Origin of the sequence: Exiguobacterium alkaliphilum 12/1, assembly GCF_000714435.1 — a bacterium.
Lineage (GTDB): Bacteria > Bacillota > Bacilli > Exiguobacteriales > Exiguobacteriaceae > Exiguobacterium > Exiguobacterium alkaliphilum.
Genome location: NZ_JJMW01000015.1, coordinates 22,454 through 39,931, shown reverse-complemented (window position 1 = coordinate 39,931; position 17,478 = coordinate 22,454). Strand labels below are relative to the sequence as shown.

The 17,478-nt window shown below is 53.6% G+C and carries 15 protein-coding genes, 1 pseudogene, 1 riboswitch and 1 other annotated feature; of the genes and pseudogenes, 4 read left to right on the top strand and 12 right to left on the bottom strand.

The features are described from left to right. Positions 1-2: 2 nt before the first annotated feature. From leuS to RT52_RS01665, 3 genes and pseudogenes are all read right to left on the bottom strand, one after another. Positions 3-2,405, bottom strand: a complete 2,403-nt coding sequence (gene leuS / locus RT52_RS01675; RefSeq protein WP_034814689.1) for a leucine--tRNA ligase — start codon at positions 2,403-2,405, stop codon at positions 3-5. Positions 2,406-2,446: 41 nt separating this feature from the next. Next, positions 2,447-2,663, bottom strand: a binding site (T-box leader). Positions 2,664-2,720: 57 nt separating this feature from the next. Continuing rightward, positions 2,721-3,404, bottom strand: a pseudogene (locus RT52_RS01670) (bacteriorhodopsin); the annotation flags it as partial. Between the two features lie 189 nt (positions 3,405-3,593). Continuing rightward, a complete protein-coding gene (locus RT52_RS01665; RefSeq protein ID WP_245175446.1) occupies positions 3,594-4,784 on the bottom strand; it encodes an MDR family MFS transporter in 1,191 nt (396 codons plus the stop codon). 170 nt (positions 4,785-4,954) lie between these two features. Between RT52_RS01665 and mnmL the strand changes: the two genes are divergently transcribed. Further along, on the top strand, positions 4,955-5,938 hold the full coding sequence (gene mnmL, locus RT52_RS01660) for a tRNA modification radical SAM protein MnmL/YtqA (RefSeq protein WP_051690240.1): 984 nt from the start codon (positions 4,955-4,957) through the stop codon (positions 5,936-5,938). Beyond that, positions 5,892-6,461 (top strand): tRNA 5-(aminomethyl)-2-thiouridylate-methyltransferase MnmM, encoded by a 570-nt coding sequence (gene mnmM / locus RT52_RS01655; RefSeq protein ID WP_034809186.1) that lies wholly within the window; start codon positions 5,892-5,894, stop codon positions 6,459-6,461. The genes mnmL and mnmM overlap by 47 nt, the downstream gene beginning before the upstream one ends. A 25-nt stretch (positions 6,462-6,486) precedes the next feature. Here the strand turns inward: mnmM and RT52_RS01650 are convergent, their stop codons facing one another. Then, entirely contained in the window at positions 6,487-7,203 is a 717-nt protein-coding gene (locus tag RT52_RS01650) for an alpha/beta fold hydrolase (protein WP_034809184.1), read from the bottom strand. A gap of 88 nt (positions 7,204-7,291) precedes the next feature. After that, positions 7,292-7,759 (bottom strand): GNAT family N-acetyltransferase, encoded by a 468-nt coding sequence (locus RT52_RS01645; RefSeq protein WP_034814687.1) that lies wholly within the window; start codon positions 7,757-7,759, stop codon positions 7,292-7,294. 164 nt (positions 7,760-7,923) lie between these two features. On the opposite strand from RT52_RS01645, the gene RT52_RS01640 reads away from it, so the two are divergent. Beyond that, positions 7,924-8,421, top strand: a complete 498-nt coding sequence (locus RT52_RS01640; RefSeq protein WP_034814685.1) for a hypothetical protein — start codon at positions 7,924-7,926, stop codon at positions 8,419-8,421. A gap of 39 nt (positions 8,422-8,460) precedes the next feature. On the opposite strand, the gene metK is transcribed toward RT52_RS01640, so the two are convergent. After that, positions 8,461-9,669 carry a methionine adenosyltransferase gene (metK, locus tag RT52_RS01635; protein ID WP_034809180.1) on the bottom strand — a complete coding sequence of 403 codons (1,209 nt, stop codon included), beginning with the start codon at positions 9,667-9,669 and terminating at the stop codon, positions 8,461-8,463. 131 nt (positions 9,670-9,800) lie between these two features. Further along, positions 9,801-9,917, bottom strand: a riboswitch (SAM riboswitch). Positions 9,918-10,233: 316 nt separating this feature from the next. Between metK and pckA the strand changes: the two genes are divergently transcribed. Beyond that, positions 10,234-11,805 carry a phosphoenolpyruvate carboxykinase (ATP) gene (gene pckA, locus RT52_RS01630; protein WP_034814683.1) on the top strand — a complete coding sequence of 524 codons (1,572 nt, stop codon included), beginning with the start codon at positions 10,234-10,236 and terminating at the stop codon, positions 11,803-11,805. 30 nt (positions 11,806-11,835) lie between these two features. On the opposite strand, the gene RT52_RS01625 is transcribed toward pckA, so the two are convergent. From RT52_RS01625 to yugI, 6 genes are all read right to left on the bottom strand, one after another. Further along, the gene (locus RT52_RS01625; protein ID WP_034814681.1) at positions 11,836-12,594 is read right to left on the bottom strand and encodes an alpha/beta hydrolase family protein; all 759 of its coding nucleotides are present in this window, start codon (positions 12,592-12,594) and stop codon (positions 11,836-11,838) included. Beyond that, positions 12,575-13,048 carry an RNA deprotection pyrophosphohydrolase gene (gene ytkD / locus RT52_RS01620; protein WP_034814679.1) on the bottom strand — a complete coding sequence of 158 codons (474 nt, stop codon included), beginning with the start codon at positions 13,046-13,048 and terminating at the stop codon, positions 12,575-12,577. The genes RT52_RS01625 and ytkD overlap by 20 nt, the downstream gene beginning before the upstream one ends. A gap of 98 nt (positions 13,049-13,146) precedes the next feature. Further along, positions 13,147-14,499, bottom strand: a complete 1,353-nt coding sequence (locus RT52_RS01615; RefSeq protein ID WP_034814677.1) for a glucose-6-phosphate isomerase — start codon at positions 14,497-14,499, stop codon at positions 13,147-13,149. A 106-nt stretch (positions 14,500-14,605) separates the two neighbouring features. After that, positions 14,606-15,769, bottom strand: a complete 1,164-nt coding sequence (locus RT52_RS01610) for an iron-containing alcohol dehydrogenase (RefSeq protein WP_034809175.1) — start codon at positions 15,767-15,769, stop codon at positions 14,606-14,608. Between the two features lie 68 nt (positions 15,770-15,837). Then, positions 15,838-16,836, bottom strand: a complete 999-nt coding sequence (locus tag RT52_RS01605) for a Gfo/Idh/MocA family protein (RefSeq protein ID WP_034814675.1) — start codon at positions 16,834-16,836, stop codon at positions 15,838-15,840. A gap of 90 nt (positions 16,837-16,926) precedes the next feature. Then, positions 16,927-17,319 (bottom strand): S1 domain-containing post-transcriptional regulator GSP13, encoded by a 393-nt coding sequence (gene yugI, locus RT52_RS01600; RefSeq protein ID WP_024371302.1) that lies wholly within the window; start codon positions 17,317-17,319, stop codon positions 16,927-16,929. Positions 17,320-17,478: the final 159 nt, after the last annotated feature.

Genomic DNA, 17,478 nt, shown 5'->3' with positions numbered 1-17,478 from the left:
GGTCATCCTACGACGATATTGACGAGTTTACCAGGTACGACAATCACTTTGCGGACCGTCTTTCCTTCCGTGAACTCTTGAACGCGTTCGTTCGCGAGCGCATCAGCCTCGAGTACTTCTTTCGAAGCGTCACGGGCCACGTGCATCTTCGCACGAAGCTTCCCGTTCACTTGGATGACGACTTCAATCGTGTCGCTGACGAGTTTCGACTCATCGAACGTCGGCCAGGCCGCGTACGTCAAGTCTTCCGTCATGCCGAGACGCTCCCACAATTCTTCGGCCAAGTGTGGCGCGACCGGGGCGAGCATCTTGATGAAGTTGACCATCTCTTGTTTTGGAAGCGTGTCTTGTTTGTACGCCTCGTTGATGAAGACCATGAGTTGCGAGATGGCCGTGTTAAAACGGAGCGCCTCGTAGTCTTCGGTCACTTTTTTCACCGTCTGATGGTATGTCCGCTCGAAGTCGGCCGTCGGCGCGCCGTCTGTGAGCTCCGTTTGGTCGAACAAACGCCAGACGCGGTCGAGGAAGCGACGAGCGCCGTCAAGTCCGTTCGTCGACCAGGCGATGGCCGCGTCGAGCGGTCCCATGAACATCTCATAAAGACGGAGCGTGTCGGCACCGTGCGATTTGATGATGTCGTCCGGGTTGACGACGTTGCCTTTTGACTTCGACATCTTCTCGTTGTTCTCACCGAGGATCATCCCTTGGTTATAGAGCTTTTGGAATGGCTCGTTCGTCGGAACGATGCCGATGTCGTAGAGCACTTTATGCCAGAAACGTGCATAGAGCAAGTGAAGGACCGCATGCTCCGTACCACCGATATACAAGTCGACCGGGAGCCAGCGCTTCAACTTCTCTGGGTCGGCGATCATGTCCTCGTTATGCGGATCGATGAAGCGAATGTAGTACCAGCAGCTGCCGGCCCACTGTGGCATCGTGTTCGTCTCGCGACGCCCCTTCTCTCCTGTCACCGGGTCCGTGTATGTCAACCACTCGTCCGCGTTCGCAAGCGGTGATTCGCCCGTACCCGACGGTTTGATTTCATCGATGATTGGGAGTTCGAGCGGAAGCTCTTCGACCGCTACCGTCTTGAGTGTGCCATCTTCCATATGAATGATTGGAATCGGCTCGCCCCAATAGCGTTGGCGACTGAACAACCAATCTCGGAGACGATACGTCGTCTTGGCGCGGCCAGTGCCGGCGAATTCGAGTTCTTCGATGATTTTGGCAATCGCATCGGCTTTGTTGAGCCCGTCAAGCGAGCCTGAGTTGACGTGAACGCCGTCTTCGACGTAAGCCGCCTCCTCCAAGTTGCCGCCTGTGACGACTTCGCGGATTGGGAGGTCGAACGTCTTCGCGAACTCATAGTCGCGGTCATCATGTCCAGGTACGGCCATGACCGCGCCCGTGCCGTATGTCGACAACACATAGTCGGCAATCCAAACCGGAAGTTTCTCGCCATTGACCGGGTTGATCGCGTAAGCGCCGGTGAATACACCCGTCTTCTCTTTGGCGAGGTCGGTCCGCTCGAGGTCTGTCTTTTTCGAGACTTCTTCGACGTACGCTTCGATGGCGACGACTTGTTCAGGTGTCGCGATCGCTTTCACGAATGGGTGTTCCGGTGCGAGCGTGACGTATGTCGCGCCGTAAAGTGTGTCCGGACGTGTCGTGAACACCGTCACGACTTTATCGTGACCGTCGACTTTGAAATCGACTTCGGCCCCGACCGACTTGCCAATCCAGTTGCGTTGCATCTCTTTGACACTGTCTGGCCAGTCAAGCCCCTCTAAATCGTCGAGCAAGCGCTCGGCGTATTCCGTGATGCGAAGCACCCACTGTTTCATCGGCACACGATAGACCGGATGGTTTCCGCGCTCCGATAACCCGTCGATGACTTCTTCGTTGGCAAGCACAGTCCCGAGGGCCGGGCACCAGTTGACGGCGACTTCGTCGACGTAGGCGAGTCCGCGGTCGTGGAGCTGTGTGAAGATCCATTGCGTCCATTTATAGTATTTCGGGTCCGTCGTGCTGATTTCACGGTCCCAATCGTATGAGAAACCGAGTTCTTTTAACTGGCGTCGGAACGTGCCGATGTTGCGCTCTGTGAACTCGCGCGGGTCGTTCCCTGTGTCTAACGCATACTGCTCGGCCGGAAGACCGAACGCGTCCCATCCCATCGGATGGAGCACGTTGAAGCCTTGCATCCGTTTCATGCGGGCGATGATGTCCGTCGCCGTGTAACCTTCCGGGTGACCGACGTGAAGTCCGGCTCCTGACGGATATGGGAACATGTCAAGGACGTAGAAACACTCCTTGTCCGGATCTTCTGTCGTCCGGAACGCATCCTTCTCTTCCCAACGCTTTTGCCATTTCGGCTCGATGTCTTGATGTTTAAAATAGTCCAAAATTCATCCTCCTCTGCATAATAAAAAGCCTTCCGCCCCGGTAATGGGACGAAAGGCTTAAAAGCTCTCCGCGGTACCACCCATGTTGCATTTCTGCCACTTGAGACGCCGATAACGTGGCGTAACTCCGGTTTACCCTACTCTCGTTCAGGCAAACTGCTCCAAGGCGAGTTCTCGACGTCCATATACCGGTTCGCACCAACCACCGGCTCTCTACGATACAGACAAGACGATACTATTCCTTTTCATCGCGATAGTTTATCTACCCTTTCATTCTATCCCAAGATAAAAAACCGCGTCAATGTGAACTTTTCGTTACGTCTTAATTTGTTTCATCGTCGAGATGGTTTTGACCGCAAAGAACGCGATGAGTCCAAACCCGACTTTGTTCACTAAATCCGCCACGTTGTAAATCAGCTCCCGTACGAGCTGGACCTCAACGCCGCTCGCAAACAGCGTCACCGCATAGCCGATCGGATATATCGCCCACCCGACTAAAATGAAGAGACGCATGTTGAGGAGCGCTTTCCGAATCGGTGCCGGAGACGACTCCGCCGCTTTCGTGACGTTCGTGAATAACAAATAGATGATATAGAGCCAAGCGAAACAACCGACTAAATAACCCCATAGCCCAAGCTGCGTGAAGCCACCGTTCAAGTTGATTGACGATTCCCCGAGATAACCGGCCACGATCATGATGACGTCGGCCACGATCAGTTTCGTCAGTAACCCCGTCTTCATCTTCCCTTTCAAACTCAACAGCAACGGGAACTTCACAAGCAAGAGCGGCGTCGTGACGAGCCAGTCGATATAGCGAATCTCCGTCGGGAATCCTGTGATTTCCGATAGCAGACCTGAATCGCCGACCGCATCTTTCATAAAGTAATAATGAATCGCTGCGACGAACGTGACGAGCGCTGCAACCGTCGCGACGGAACGATATTCAGGGTCTAAGCTGTTTCGTTCCACCAAAAAGTATAGCGTTGCCGCAGCCATGCCGACAAAGCCGACCTAAAACATATACTGTGTCGCCAATACAAGTAAGTTCACTTCTTCACTCACATTGTCCATCTGCTTCACATGAGACAAGACGAAAGACGACCCGGCGTTACGATGTGAAAGGATCCTTTACTTCTTTTTAATGCACAACTCAATGGTGCAACGTATATGAAGATGCAGCGAATATGCTCATTCTTCCGATGTTTGTCGATTCAGTGAACCCGTTTTAATGAAGAAGAAGAGACCGATTGCACTGAGAAGAATCATGAGTCCGAAGACCGCATTGATACCGAACACGTCATATAATATCCCGGACATCGTCGGGCCAATCATGCGCCCGACCGACGCCGCGATATTAACAAGTCCTTGATATTGACCGGCTTTCCCTGCCGGTGCGAGTTTGGCGGCAATCGTCGGGACCGCCGGCCAGATAAACATCTCGCCAACCGTCATGACGATCATCGCGACCATGAACATCGCAAAACCTCCGGCGAACGGCACAACGAGGAAGGCCGCAAGGAAGATGACGCCACCAATGATGAGCTGGCGCTTCAAGTCGTCTTCAAATTGACGCAACATCCGGTTAAGGAGCGGTTGGGCGAACACGATCATCGCCCCGTTCACCGTCCAGAGTAGCGAGTATTCACTAATCGTCACGCCAAGCCCTTGCGAGTGGACGGCGATCGTCCCTTGCCACTGGACGTAGACGAACCAGAGGGCGGCGTAACCGATGGCAACATACCACATCGATTTCATCGTCGCACCGGACAACGTCGTCGCGGCCGCCTCAAGTTGCGACTGAATGACCGGACGAGTCGTTTCTTTCAAGTAACGGAAGCCGAACAAAAGCACGACGACGAACAAGACCGACAAAAAGAAGTTCGCATAAAAGATCCATTCGATGTTGATGCGCGCCACTTGTCCGCTCATCGCCGTACCGAGCGCGACACCGACGTTTTGGGCGACATATATCGCATTGAACGAACGGCGCCCCCCTTCCGGCCAAATCAAGCCGGCGAAAGCATACACTGTCGGGAAGACGAGCCCGCCCGAGAAGCCGATGAGCCCGAGCCAGACCAAGTATCCGAAGAACGTCGCATGGAACAACAGAAATCCAAGTGAGCTGGCAAGGAGCAGTGATACCGCGATCACGAGCGTCGTCTTGCCACCGAGTCGGTCGAACAACGTCCCGCCGATATAGTTCCCGACGATGGCGAGGGCGGAGTTGACGAGGAGGGCGATACCGGCGAGCGTCATCGATTCTCCTAAATATCCATTAATATATAACGTGTTGAACGGCCATAAAAAAGACGCCGCCGTCGTATTGAGCGCCATCGCGATGACCAAAATCCATATTGAGATCGGCATTTTCTTGTTCACGCCAACTCCTCCTTTCCCATCGCCTAAACGATAAAAATTCGGCACGACGGCCGAATCCAAAATTAGTCCTTCTCCAAGCTAACGGAACGGTCCATAACTGTCAAGAAAAAGTACTCATTCTGAAGTTTTGCACCAAACAGTATGTGATAACGTGAGCAAAGAAGGAGAGGATGAAGATGATTAACCCATTTGGTGAAGCCAGATACAATAAGTTGAACGAAGCGTATCGCCGGGAGTATGGCGGAAAGGTGTTCAAAGTCCCGCTCGACGGTGGGTTCACTTGTCCGAACCGGGACGGCCTCGTTTCAAAAGGAGGATGTACGTTCTGTTCCGATGATGGGAGCGGCGACTTTGCCGGGAATGCGTGTGACCCAATTTCGGTCCAGTTCGCTGAAGGGAAGGCCCGGTTGCACCGTAAATGGAAAGAAGCACGGTATATCGCCTATTTCCAAGCGTTCAGTAATACGTACGCCCCGGTCACACGTCTACGTGAACTGTTCGAGTCAGCGCTCGAAGAAGAAGGTGTCGTCGGACTATCGATTGCGACACGGCCCGACTGCCTCCCGGACGAAGTCGTCGCCTACCTCGCCGAACTGAACGAGCGGACGTCGCTTTGGGTCGAACTCGGTCTGCAGACAATCCATGACAAGACCGGCAAAAAGATCAACCGCGGCCACGATTATGCGACGTTCTGTGACGGACTGGCGAAACTTCGCCGCCACAATATCCGGGTGTGCGTCCATATCATCAACGGACTACCGGGCGAGACGCCACAGATGATGCTCGACACGGCGCGAGAAGTTGCTAAAATGGATATACAAGGAATCAAGATCCATTTGCTCCACGTCTTGAAACGGACGCCGCTCGCAAGGCAATATGAATTAGGGCTCCTCGATTTGATGGATGAGACGACGTACGTCTCGCTCGTCTGCGACCAGCTCGAACTGTTACCGGAAGACGTGATCGTCCACCGGTTGACGGGTGACGGTCCGCCCGACTTATTGATTGGGCCGATGTGGAGCCGGCAGAAGATGGCCGTCTTGAACGCCATTCATGCCGAATTGGAACGCCGTGATTCCTTCCAAGGAAAAAAGAAGGATGAGAGATATGGGATTAATGAGAGTGTTGCCGTTCGCGAAACATCTGTTACGTGAACATGTGGTCCCCGGCACGGTCGCCATCGATATGACGGCCGGTAACGGGCACGATACATTATTTTTAGCCGAGCTCGTCGGTGACGGGCACGTCTATGCGTTCGACGTCCAAGAAGAAGCGGTCGTGGCGACACGACAGCGACTCGAGGAAGCCGGCATGGCCGAACGGGTCAGCGTCATCCACGACAGCCACCACACCGTCCAAACCATCGTCGCAGACGAGACCCGTCCGATCACCGCGGCCGTGTTCAACCTCGGATACTTACCGGGTAGCGACAAGACGGTCACGACGACAGGCGAGACGACGATTGACGCGCTGCGCCAGTTACAGGACGTCATGGCGATCGGCGGTGTCATCGTCGTCGTCATCTACCATGGGCACGACAGCGGTAAAATCGAACGGGACGAGGTGCTCGCTTACGTCGAGTCGCTCGACCAAAAACAAGCCGGTGTCCTGCGATACGGCTTCATCAATCAAGTGAATCATCCCCCGTTCATCATCGCAATCGAAAAACGGGCATGATAAAGGCGACTCGGACGAGTCGCCTTTATTCTTGAATCAATTCGTAAAACGTCAACAGCGTCTCGGCGAACTTCGTGTTCAGTCGTTCATAGCCGAAGTGTGGGAAACCTTCGAGACGACGGATGTAAACTTGGTCGCCTCCGATTTTTCGGCAGACGTTCAGCGTCAGCTTCACATCGGCGAAACGGTCGTCCGGCGCGTAAAAACAGGCGAGCGGTAAACGCGGCAAATGTTTTTTCTCTTCCTGATGCTCGACGATCTCTTCTTCAATCTCCCGGTACTGGGCGTACGTGATCTCGCCGAACCGGGATGACTCTTCGCCGCCCCCGGTGAACGTCATCATACCGAGCGGCAAATCGGGGCGGAAGCGATCGACGGCGGAAGCGACGACTTGTTTCAATCCGCCGATTTGACGGGACGAATGCCAGTCAAAGAGCGGGGAGATGTACGTCAAACTGCCGAGCGGGACATCATACTCCTGTAACAGTCGGTTCGTCAACAGCGCACCAAGGCTGAAGGCGACGACGTGAATCGGCAACTTGTACTGTCCGGCTTCACGGAGCGTGTTCTTAATGAGCAGTTTATGGTCCTCAGCCGTCAAGCCGAGCGTCGGCCCGGCAACGACGAGCACTTCGTAGTCCGTCCGCAACCGATCGAGGAACGCCTCGCTGACACGAGACGTGAACTGGAGCGGGTATACAATCACGATGACCCCTTTTCGTGATGGTTCTTCGTATGTCATGCTGTCACCTCATTATTAGTATGTCTGTTTTATTCTAACAAAAAACATCAGCCGAGACTGATGTTTCAATCAAAATCCGTCTGGAGTCTTAGCGTGGGTCGTATCGCAAGTGAACGAGCTCCATCGGCTCATCGTACACTTCTTCTTGAATCCGGTTCAATTCGACGAACGATTGATGGTTCAAGAAGGCGAGCGCCTGCTCGTTCGAACTCTCAACGTACAGTTCGACCGGTTGGCGTTTTCGTCCTGCAAGGTGTGTCAACAGCTCTGCCCCTAACCCTTGACGGTGATGGGCCGGATGGAGGTAAAGACGAAGCACTTCCCACGTCTCGCCCCGGTCAATCGCATGATAAAACCCGATGACGTCGCCGTCCGTCTCACCGACGATGAACAACTGTTCTTTCGCTTCTTCACTCGAACTGATGGCGCGCACGATTTCCTCGAGCTGATACGCCCGTTCCATCACGCGCGCACGCGCGTTGTCCGCGTCGGTCGTCGCGAGCGCGATTTCTCGAATTAGAGCGGCATCTTCCGGCACGGCTTCCCTCATCTTCATGACAGCTCCCCCTTTTGGCCAATCTAGTACTATCATTCCCCATCCCGCCAAAAATATCCTGCCCCTTCATTACTTTTTCATGACGAAATGAGCGAACGGGTTATGTTCCAATTTGACACGGGTATAAAGGTACCAATGCCAACTTACAGAAAAGGAGTGTTTTTATGCAACCACCATTGCAACACGACCCGCATGCTACACAAGCGAACAACCCGAACCGTCAATTCGACCATGAGTCGTCGAACGGTCCAAAAATCAACGTCGTCACCGGCATGTTGCTCGGTGCCCTCGTCGGCGGGCTCCTCGCCCTCCTCAGCTCATCAAACCGAGAGAACACGAAACAGTCATTCTCGAGTGCGAAAGCTTCTGTCGGCGGACTCGTCGAGACGGTGAAAGAAGATCCGGCCGGTAAGGCCTCACAAGTCATCGATCAAGTGAAGGCGGCCTCAGGCATCATCCAAGAAGTCGCGACAGACGTCCAAAACGTCTATGAAAAAGTGGCCGGCGAAGCCGACACGGTCAAACAAGACGTCAATAAAGTCGTCGAGACGGCCCAAGAGGCGAAATCGGATTTACAATCGATCGGCGAGAAAGTCGTCGAGGCGAAAGATACCGCGTTAGGACAAGGACACGAGTCGACTGACCATAAGCCACAGGCATAACAAAAACGACCTTTCGCGTGAAAGGTCGTTTTTCTTTGATTACGCGAAGCGTTTCGCGCCTTCTTCAAGTACTGCTGCTTTGTCCGTTTGCTCCCATGGGAGTTCCACGTCTGTGCGACCGAAGTGGCCGTATGCTGCTGTCTGCTTGTAGATCGGGCGGCGAAGGTCGAGCATCTTGATGATGCCGGCCGGACGGAGGTCGAAGTTCTCACGGATGAGTTCTACAAGCTCGGTCTCGCTCAATTTACCAGTGCCGAACGTATCGACCGCGATCGATACCGGGTGTGCGACACCGATTGCGTATGCAAGTTGAACTTCTGCTTTGTCCGCGAGGCCAGCTGCGACGATGTTCTTCGCCACGTAACGAGCCGCGTATGCTGCAGAACGGTCAACTTTCGTAGGATCTTTACCAGAAAACGCGCCGCCACCGTGACGTGCGTATCCACCGTACGTGTCGACGATAATCTTACGTCCTGTGAGACCTGCGTCCCCTTGTGGTCCGCCGATGACGAAACGACCAGTTGGGTTGATGAAGTATTTTGTCTCTGCATCGATAAGTTCAGTCGGGATGACCGCGTCGATGACATGTGCTTTAAGATCTGCTTGAATTTGCTCGAGCGTGATGTCTTCAGCGTGTTGTGTCGAGATAACGATTGTGTCGATACGAACCGGGTTGTTCGCTTCGTCGTACTCGACCGTCACTTGCGTCTTCCCGTCCGGACGGAGGTAAGCAAGCGTGCCGTTTTTGCGGACTTCCGCCAAACGACGTGACAATTTGTGTGCGAGCGAGATTGGGAGCGGCATGAGTTCAGGCGTTTCCTTCGTCGCATAACCGAACATGAGACCTTGGTCCCCTGCGCCAATCGCATCGAGTTCTTCTTCAGTCATTTGACCTTCACGTGCCTCGAGCGCTTGGTCGACACCTTGCGCGATATCGACTGACTGCTCGTCGATTGAAGTCAAGACAGCACACGTCTCGGCATCAAAGCCGTATTTCGCGCGTGTATAACCGATCTCACGGACCGTTTCACGGACGACTTTCGGGATATCGACGTACGTCGATGTCGTGATTTCACCAGCTACGAGCACGAGACCTGTCGTGACAGACGTCTCAGCCGCAACGCGGGCGTTTGGATCTTCTGCTAAAATTGCGTCCAAAATCGAGTCTGAGATTTGGTCACAAATTTTATCCGGATGTCCTTCAGTGACGGACTCCGAAGTGAAAAGTCGACGGTTCAAGTTTGACATTTCAAAAAACCTCCTATAATAAGGGTGATGTGTGGACGGTACTCGTTCCCCTTACGCGTTGCTTTGGGACGGTAATGAAAAAAACCTTTCGCCACGTTCAAATGGGAAAGGTTGAATCGTTCTTCCTTACCCTCTTATCGTTCGAAGCTTACGCTTCGCTTCAGGATAGCACCTTTTCCGACAACATTACATTCGGACGGTTGCTGGGCTTCGTAGGGCCTTGTTCCCTCCACCGCTCAGAATAAGAGTATCCGTTACGAAGACCATCATATAAATGACGTCCCGTTCTGTCAAGCGTATCGACCGAATTCGTAAAACTTTTCACGAACGGGCAAATAGTTATGTTTGTGAAATAACAAACATTTTTATGACGGTTTCCGATTTTGTTCTATGACCTGGTACAGAATATGTTAGAATGACAATGTAAGAAAGCGCTTACTTGTTAAAGTGAAGAAACGCTTGTTTTTAATTAGTGTGTCACATATAATAAAAACGTCATACTAATTAACTGCGGAAGTATGCGGATTTCATCCACATCTATTTAGGGGAAAGGTGGGATTCGGGATGGCGACAACGCTCCTGAAAATCGAAGAATTAATTAACGGTGCCGACGTGAAACGGAACTTGACGGTTCCAGAATTGGTGGAAGAAGCCATTCAAAACGGGGAAGGTGTGCTGACGAAAGACGGGGCTTTATCTGTCAGTACAGGCAAATTCACAGGCCGGTCACCAAAAGACAAATTCGTCGTGCAAGATGAAGTCAGCAATCACTTAGTCGACTGGGGACCGGTCAACCAACCGATCGCCGAAGAGAAGTTCACAGCGTTGCTCGATAAGGTGCTCACCCATCTTGAGCAAAAACAAAAGCTCTACTATCTTGAAGCGTCAGCAGGTGCGGATGAGCATTACACGCTTCCGGTTCGCGCCATCACAGAATATGCATGGCACAGCTTGTTCGCGAAGCAACTGTTCCTTCGTGAATGGCCGACAAAAGGTGCGTTCGACCCGTTCACGGTCATCTATGCACCGAGCTATAAGGCAGATCCGGCTGTCGACGGCACGAACTCCGAGACGTTCATTCTCGTCTCATTCGCCAAACGTACGATTCTGATCGGGGGAACAGAGTACGGTGGTGAAATCAAGAAATCAATCTTCTCTGTCATGAACTTCCTGCTCCCGGAGCAACACGTCCTCTCGATGCACTGTTCGGCAAACGTCAACGACGCCAACGAGACCGCACTCTTCTTCGGGCTATCGGGAACCGGGAAGACGACGTTATCGGCCGACCCAGAACGTCACTTGATTGGTGATGATGAGCACGGCTGGTCTCCAGACGGCGTGTTTAACATTGAAGGTGGCTGCTATGCGAAGACGATCAACTTGTCGCGTGAGAACGAGCCGCAAATCTATGACGCGATCCGTTTCGGATCTTTAATCGAGAACGTCGTCTTGAATGATGACCGTTCACCTGATTACAAAAACATTTCCTTGACGGAAAACACGCGAGCCGCCTATCCGATCGATTTCATTGATAACGCCATGCTCCCATCACGCGCCGGACATCCGAACACGATCGTGTTCTTGACGGCTGACGCGTACGGTGTATTACCGCCAATCAGCAAATTGACGAAAGAGCAGGCGATGTATCACTTCTTGTCTGGTTACACGTCGAAACTGGCTGGTACGGAGCGCGGTGTGACCGAGCCGCAAGCGACGTTCTCGACTTGCTTCGGGTCTCCGTTCTTGCCACTCGCACCAGAACGCTACGCTGATATGCTCGGCACGTTGATCGAGAAGCACGACGTCGACGTCTATCTCGTCAACACAGGCTGGACGGGCGGCGTATACGGCGAAGGGTCGCGGATGAAGCTCGCTTACACGCGCGCGATGGTGAACGCGGCCGTCAACGGAGAACTCCGTGACGTCGAGACGATCCGCCACGACATCTTCAATGTCGACATCCCAGTCGACATCAAAGGTGTGCCACGCGACGTCCTCAACCCGCGTGACACATGGAAAGATTCAGCGAAGTACGACGCCGAGGCGCGCGCGCTCGCGATCAAGTTCCAAGATAACTTCAAACGGTTCACGAAAGCGAACGAGTCGGTCATCGCGGCCGGACCAATCGTCTTCTAAATTAAAGAAAGGGCTAGTGCACATGTGGCACTAGCCCTGTTTCGTTTGCTTCAGCATCCAATCCATCGCCCGCTCCGTCGTCTCCCACTTGTCCCAAAACGGCAATTGGTGCGCGAACGGGACGACCCAAAGCTCGGCCTGTGCGCCGAGCTTTTCGGCGACAGCCGTCGCATGGCGGAGCCGGACTTGCTCATCGTCCGTCCCATGAATCAACAGCGTCGGCGCGTCCCAGTCTTTATAGAGCGGCGACCGCTCAATATACGCCGCACTCGCCGTCTCCGGGTCCCCGCCCGTCATCCGTCGAAGCATTTTGCGCATCGTCTGTTGCTCCTCATACGTCCATTTCAAATTCGTCACACCGGCCCATGATGTGACGGAGACGAGCGGACGGACGGAAGCGAGCGATAGCGCCATCATCCCGCCCCGTGAGAAGCCGAGTGCATGAATCCGTGGATTCGTCTGCTGCACCCGGTCATAGAGCGACAAGACGTCCTCTAAATCGTCGCCCCCGAAATCTTCTTTGCCGGTCCCGCCGTGATTGCCCCGATACACCGGGGCAACGACGTGAAAGCCACGCGCCGCGAATTGCATCAAGCGTGGCAAGCGGACGTCCCCGATGCGGCCCGTCCCGCCTCTCAAGTAAAACAGAACATGGCCGTTCGGGCGTTTCGGCGTGATCGTATACGCGACGACGTCTTCCCCGTCACGCGTCTCGTACCACCCTCGATGAATGCGATAGCCCGCGTAGGGAGCGAGGGGCTCAATCCGGTCAAACCATGTTTTTTGCATGCAGCACCTTCATCGTCTCAGGCAAGACGCGATCTTTCATCATGAAACTGTATTGATTGTTGCGGAGCAGGTTTTTCGGCAGTTCGTCAAGGAGTACGGCACCGTCTGTCTCCTCCACGGCCGGATGGTCCTCGAAACGGTCGATGACGGCAAAGTATATGTTCTTTATGACCGTGTCACCTCGTCCGAGCACCCGATATTGGCCGAGGTAATGGAGCGATTTGACGATGCCCCCCGTCTCTTCGAATACTTCGCGTATCGCCGCATCATCCTCGTGTTCGCCCGGTTCGACTTTGCCCCCGGGGAACTCGAGACCGCGCTGCTTATGTTTCGTCAACACCCATTTGTCCCCGTAACGGGCGACGACCCAGACGTGGAGCGGTGTATCTGAGAACGGATAATGGGTGAAGCTCAACTCGACTTGATTATGATAGTAGTCCGTGAATGTCAACATAGTCCATCCCTTTCTTTCCCGTGTCTACTCTCACTTTACCTTGTCTCACCCTAGTTTCAAACAAAAAAATCGGCCCACCGAAGTGGACCGACGTAAAATCATTGGTTCAAACGCTTTTCGAGCTCTGCCTTTTGTTCCTCGTAGCCAGGTTTTCCGAGAAGCGCGAACATGTTCGCTTTGTATGCTTCGACGCCCGGCTGGTTGAACGGGTTCACCCCGAGGATGTAGCCGCTCATCGCGCACGCCTTCTCGAAGAAGTAGAACAAGAAGCCGAGGTGGTATGGCGTCATCTCCGGCAATTCGACGACGAGGTTCGGCACGTTGCCGTCCGTGTGGGCGAGAAGCGTTCCTTCTGCCGCTTTGTCGTTGACGAATTGAATCGTCTCACCGGCGAGGAAGTTCAAGCCGTCAAGGTCTTGTGCATCCTCTGGCACGTTCATCGCATGGCGCACGTTTGTGACACGGATGACCGTCTCGAACAAATCACGACGCCCTTCCTGGATGTATTGTCCCATCGAGTGAAGGTCTGTCGAGAAGTCGACCGCCGCCGGGAAAATCCCTTTGTTGTCTTTTCCTTCCGACTCGCCGTAAAGCTGCTTCCACCATTCCGAGACGTAATGGAGTGCCGGCTCGTAGTTGACGAGAAGCTCAATCGATTTCCCTTTCGCGTACATGGCGTTACGGACGACCGCGTATTGGTACGCCTCGTTCTCTGAAAGTTCAGGTGAGCTATACGCTTCTTGCGCGTCACGTGCACCTTCCATCAACGCGTCGATGTCGATGCCGGCCGCAGCGATCGGCAAGAGGCCGACCGGTGTGAGGACCGAGAAACGTCCGCCGACGTCATCCGGGATGACGAACGTCTCATACCCTTCCGCATCCGCGAGCGTCTTCAAAGCACCGCGGGCACGGTCCGTCGTCGCGTAAATGCGCTCACGGGCACCGTCTTGTCCATACTTGTCTTCCATGAACTGTTTAAGGACACGGAACGCGATGGCCGGTTCTGTCGTCGTCCCCGATTTCGAGATGACGTTGACCGACACTTCTTTGTCTTTTAAGACGTGAAGCAATTCTGTCATGTAAGTTGACGAGATGTTATGTCCGGCGAAGAACACTTGTGGCGCTTGACGCTCTTCCTTCGACAAGACGTTGAAGAATGAGTGCTGGAGCATCTCGATGGCCGCACGCGCACCGAGATACGAACCGCCGATCCCGACGACGACGAGGACGTCCGAGTTGTCACGGATACGCTCCGCTGCCGCTTTGATGCGGGCGAACTCATCGGTATCGAAGTTCGTCGGAAGGTCGACCCATCCTAGAAAATCACTGCCTGCCCCGCTCCGGTCGTGGATGACCGAGTGGAGTGCTTTCACCGTTTCTTGCATTTGATCGATTTCGTGTTCCCCGACGAAAGATAGGGCGTTTGAATAATCGAAACGTACAGTTGACATGTCATTTCCTCCTTTAAATCGCTCATTTAAGAGCCATACATGACCCATCATAAACGGAAACGTTGGATTCGTTCAATCATTATTGCGAAATAGGCATCAAATCGCCTCATTTGCTCAACTCAAGAATGTGTGCCACATCTTCCCGTTCTAGTGTACGGAAATTACCGAACGCCCCACGTTTCATCGCAGAATCAAGGATTGCGTCGAACGACGACGCATCGATGTCATAATCGCGAAGCGAGCTCGGAGCACCGAGCTTGTCAAAGAACGCCCGGATCGCCTCAATCGTCTGTTTCGCCGTCTCGAGGTCGTCTCCTGCCGGTTCGACGTCGAATACTTCCGTGCCGAGTCGTGCGAAGCGCGCTGCATTGTCCGCGTCAAGGACGTGCTCCATCCAACGTGGGAACAAGATGGCGAGTCCGCCTGCGTGCGGGATGTCATGGACGGCCGACACCGCGTGTTCGATATTGTGTGATGCCCAGTCCCCTGATGCGCCCATCTGCAAGACGCCGTTCAAGGCGATCGTCCCGGCGAACAAGATGATGGCACGTAATTCGACATTTTCTAAGTCGTCGACAAGCTTTGGTGCCGACTCGACAACCGCCTTCAATACGCCTTCCGTCATGCGCTCTTGGACCGGGGCGTGATTCGGATGGAAGTATTGCTCGAAGCAGTGGCTCATCATGTCGACGATGCCGTAAATCGTCTGGTCTTTCGGGACCGACACTGTATAGCGCGGGTCGAGGATTGAGAACGTCGGATAGACGAGCGGGTGGCCCCAGCCGTATTTCTCTTGCGTCTCCCAGTTCGTGATGACCGAGCCCGAGTTCATCTCTGAACCTGTCGCAGCGAGCGTGAGCACGGTACCAAACGGGACCGCCTCGGTCGGGATGTGGTCGCGAAGGACGATATCCCACGCATCGCCTTCGTACGGGATGGCCGCCGAGATGAGTTTCGTACAGTCGATGACCGACCCGCCACCGACGGCGAGCAACGCGTCGATGTTTTCTTCACGCGCCTGTTTGACGGCACGGCGTACCGTCTCGATGCGCGGGTTCGGCTCGACACCAGCGAAATCGACGAAGTCGATCGACGCATTGTTCAATTCCGCGACGACTTCCTCGTACGTCCCGTTCTTCTTGATGCTCCCGCCTCCATAGACGAGCATCACTTTCTTCGCGTCGAGCAATCGAAGCTCGTCAGCAAGTTTTTCAATCTGATGCGTCCCGAAGATAAGTTTCGTCGGGTTTTTGTATTCAAAGTTGTGCATAAGTCAGCCTCCTCAAGAAAATATGTAACACCTACACTATATACCCTGTTTTTCCTGAATGAAAAGCATCATGCCTGTTCGTAGATACGATCGATAATGGAATGTAAGATGACCGCTTGATCGGCCTGTTCGTAGGTCGGCTCGTGTCGGCACGCCTCGAGGAACGCTTGGATTTGCACCGCATACGGGTCGACATGCTCCAAATGCGCCGGGGTTTGGTCGAACAACGCACCGTGCGCCTCCGTATGGAGATGGAGCGGAAACAGTGTCGCACCTCCTTCCGTCCCGCGCAATTCGACACTCATCGTGTCACGCGGTCCGACGTTCGCCATGAAGCTGCCGTCGAACATGAGGGAAGCTCCGTTTTCGAACTTCACCATCGCCCGCGCCGTGTCTTCGACAGAAAATGTTTCGGCGTCCCACGTTCCCATCAATCCGACGCCCGGGCGCGTGCCAAGATATTGCCCGATGTGGCCCATCACGTCGATTGGCTTCGGGTACCCCATCAAATAAAGCGCCAAATCAAGCATGTGGACGCCATGGTCGAGGAGCGCCCCACCGCCTTGAAGCTCTTTATCCGTGAACACACCCCATCCCGGGATGCCGCGACGCCGAAGGGCGACGGCGGTCGCCGCATAAATCTGACCGAGTTCACCGGCTTCAATCATTCGCTTCAACAGTACCGTATCCGCTCGATGTCGATAATGGAAGCCATAATGTAGCGTCCGCTTCGCACGTTCGGCAGCCTCCCGCATCTCGCTCGCTTCATTAGCTGAAATGCCCGGCGGCTTTTCACAAAGTACGTGGCATCCCGCTGCGAGCGCCGCGAGGACTTGGTCTTTGTGAAGCGCATTCGGCGTGCAGACGCTGACGGCATCAAGCGATTCATTTTGAAGCATCTCTTCGACCGTCTCATAGACGCGTTCGATTCCGAATTGTCGTGCCGCCGCCTCTCCTCGCGCGCGCGTGCGGTTCATTACGGCGACGATGTTCGCACCGGCGGCGATGTATTGCGGGATGTGTGCCGTCGTGGCAATCCCACCTGTTCCGATTATTCCAATGTTCATCGCGTTCACTCCTTTTTTGTACTGTTCGGGACAAGCGACTTGTTTTCCTGTACAAAAAAAGACGACCTATCGCTAGGTCGCCTCGATCACTTACTTCTTGAAGTTCGTGTTTTTGATCCAGTCTTCGAGCTTGTCCTTGAGGACTGTGAAGCCTGGTGCTTCTTCTTGCTTGAAGTTAGAAGCTTCGTTGCGGCGTTGGCCACCACGACGAGCCGGTTTAGCCGACTTTTCGCGTTTTGGAGCTTCTTGAGTCGCTTTCATCGAAAGCTTGATTTTCTTAGAAGCTTCATCAACTTCAAGAATTTTCACTTCAACTTCTTGACCGACTTGAACGTACTCGTTCACGTCTTTCACGTAGTCGTGTGAGATTTCAGAGATGTGGACAAGACCTTGTGTCTCGTCGTCGAGTGCGACGAACGCACCGAAAGGTTGGATTCCTGTTACTTTACCTTTTAAAACTTGATCTTTTTCGTATTTTGCCATTACAAACACTCCTATGCTAAATTCATCAACTTACTATAACATACTTTTTTCGATAAAGTGTAGAAATTAGTAAAAAAGATTATTCGGAAAGATTTCGACGTTTCAAAGTCTAAAGGCGGGGTAAATACAAATCAAGCAAGACTTCAAGTATTCCCCCCT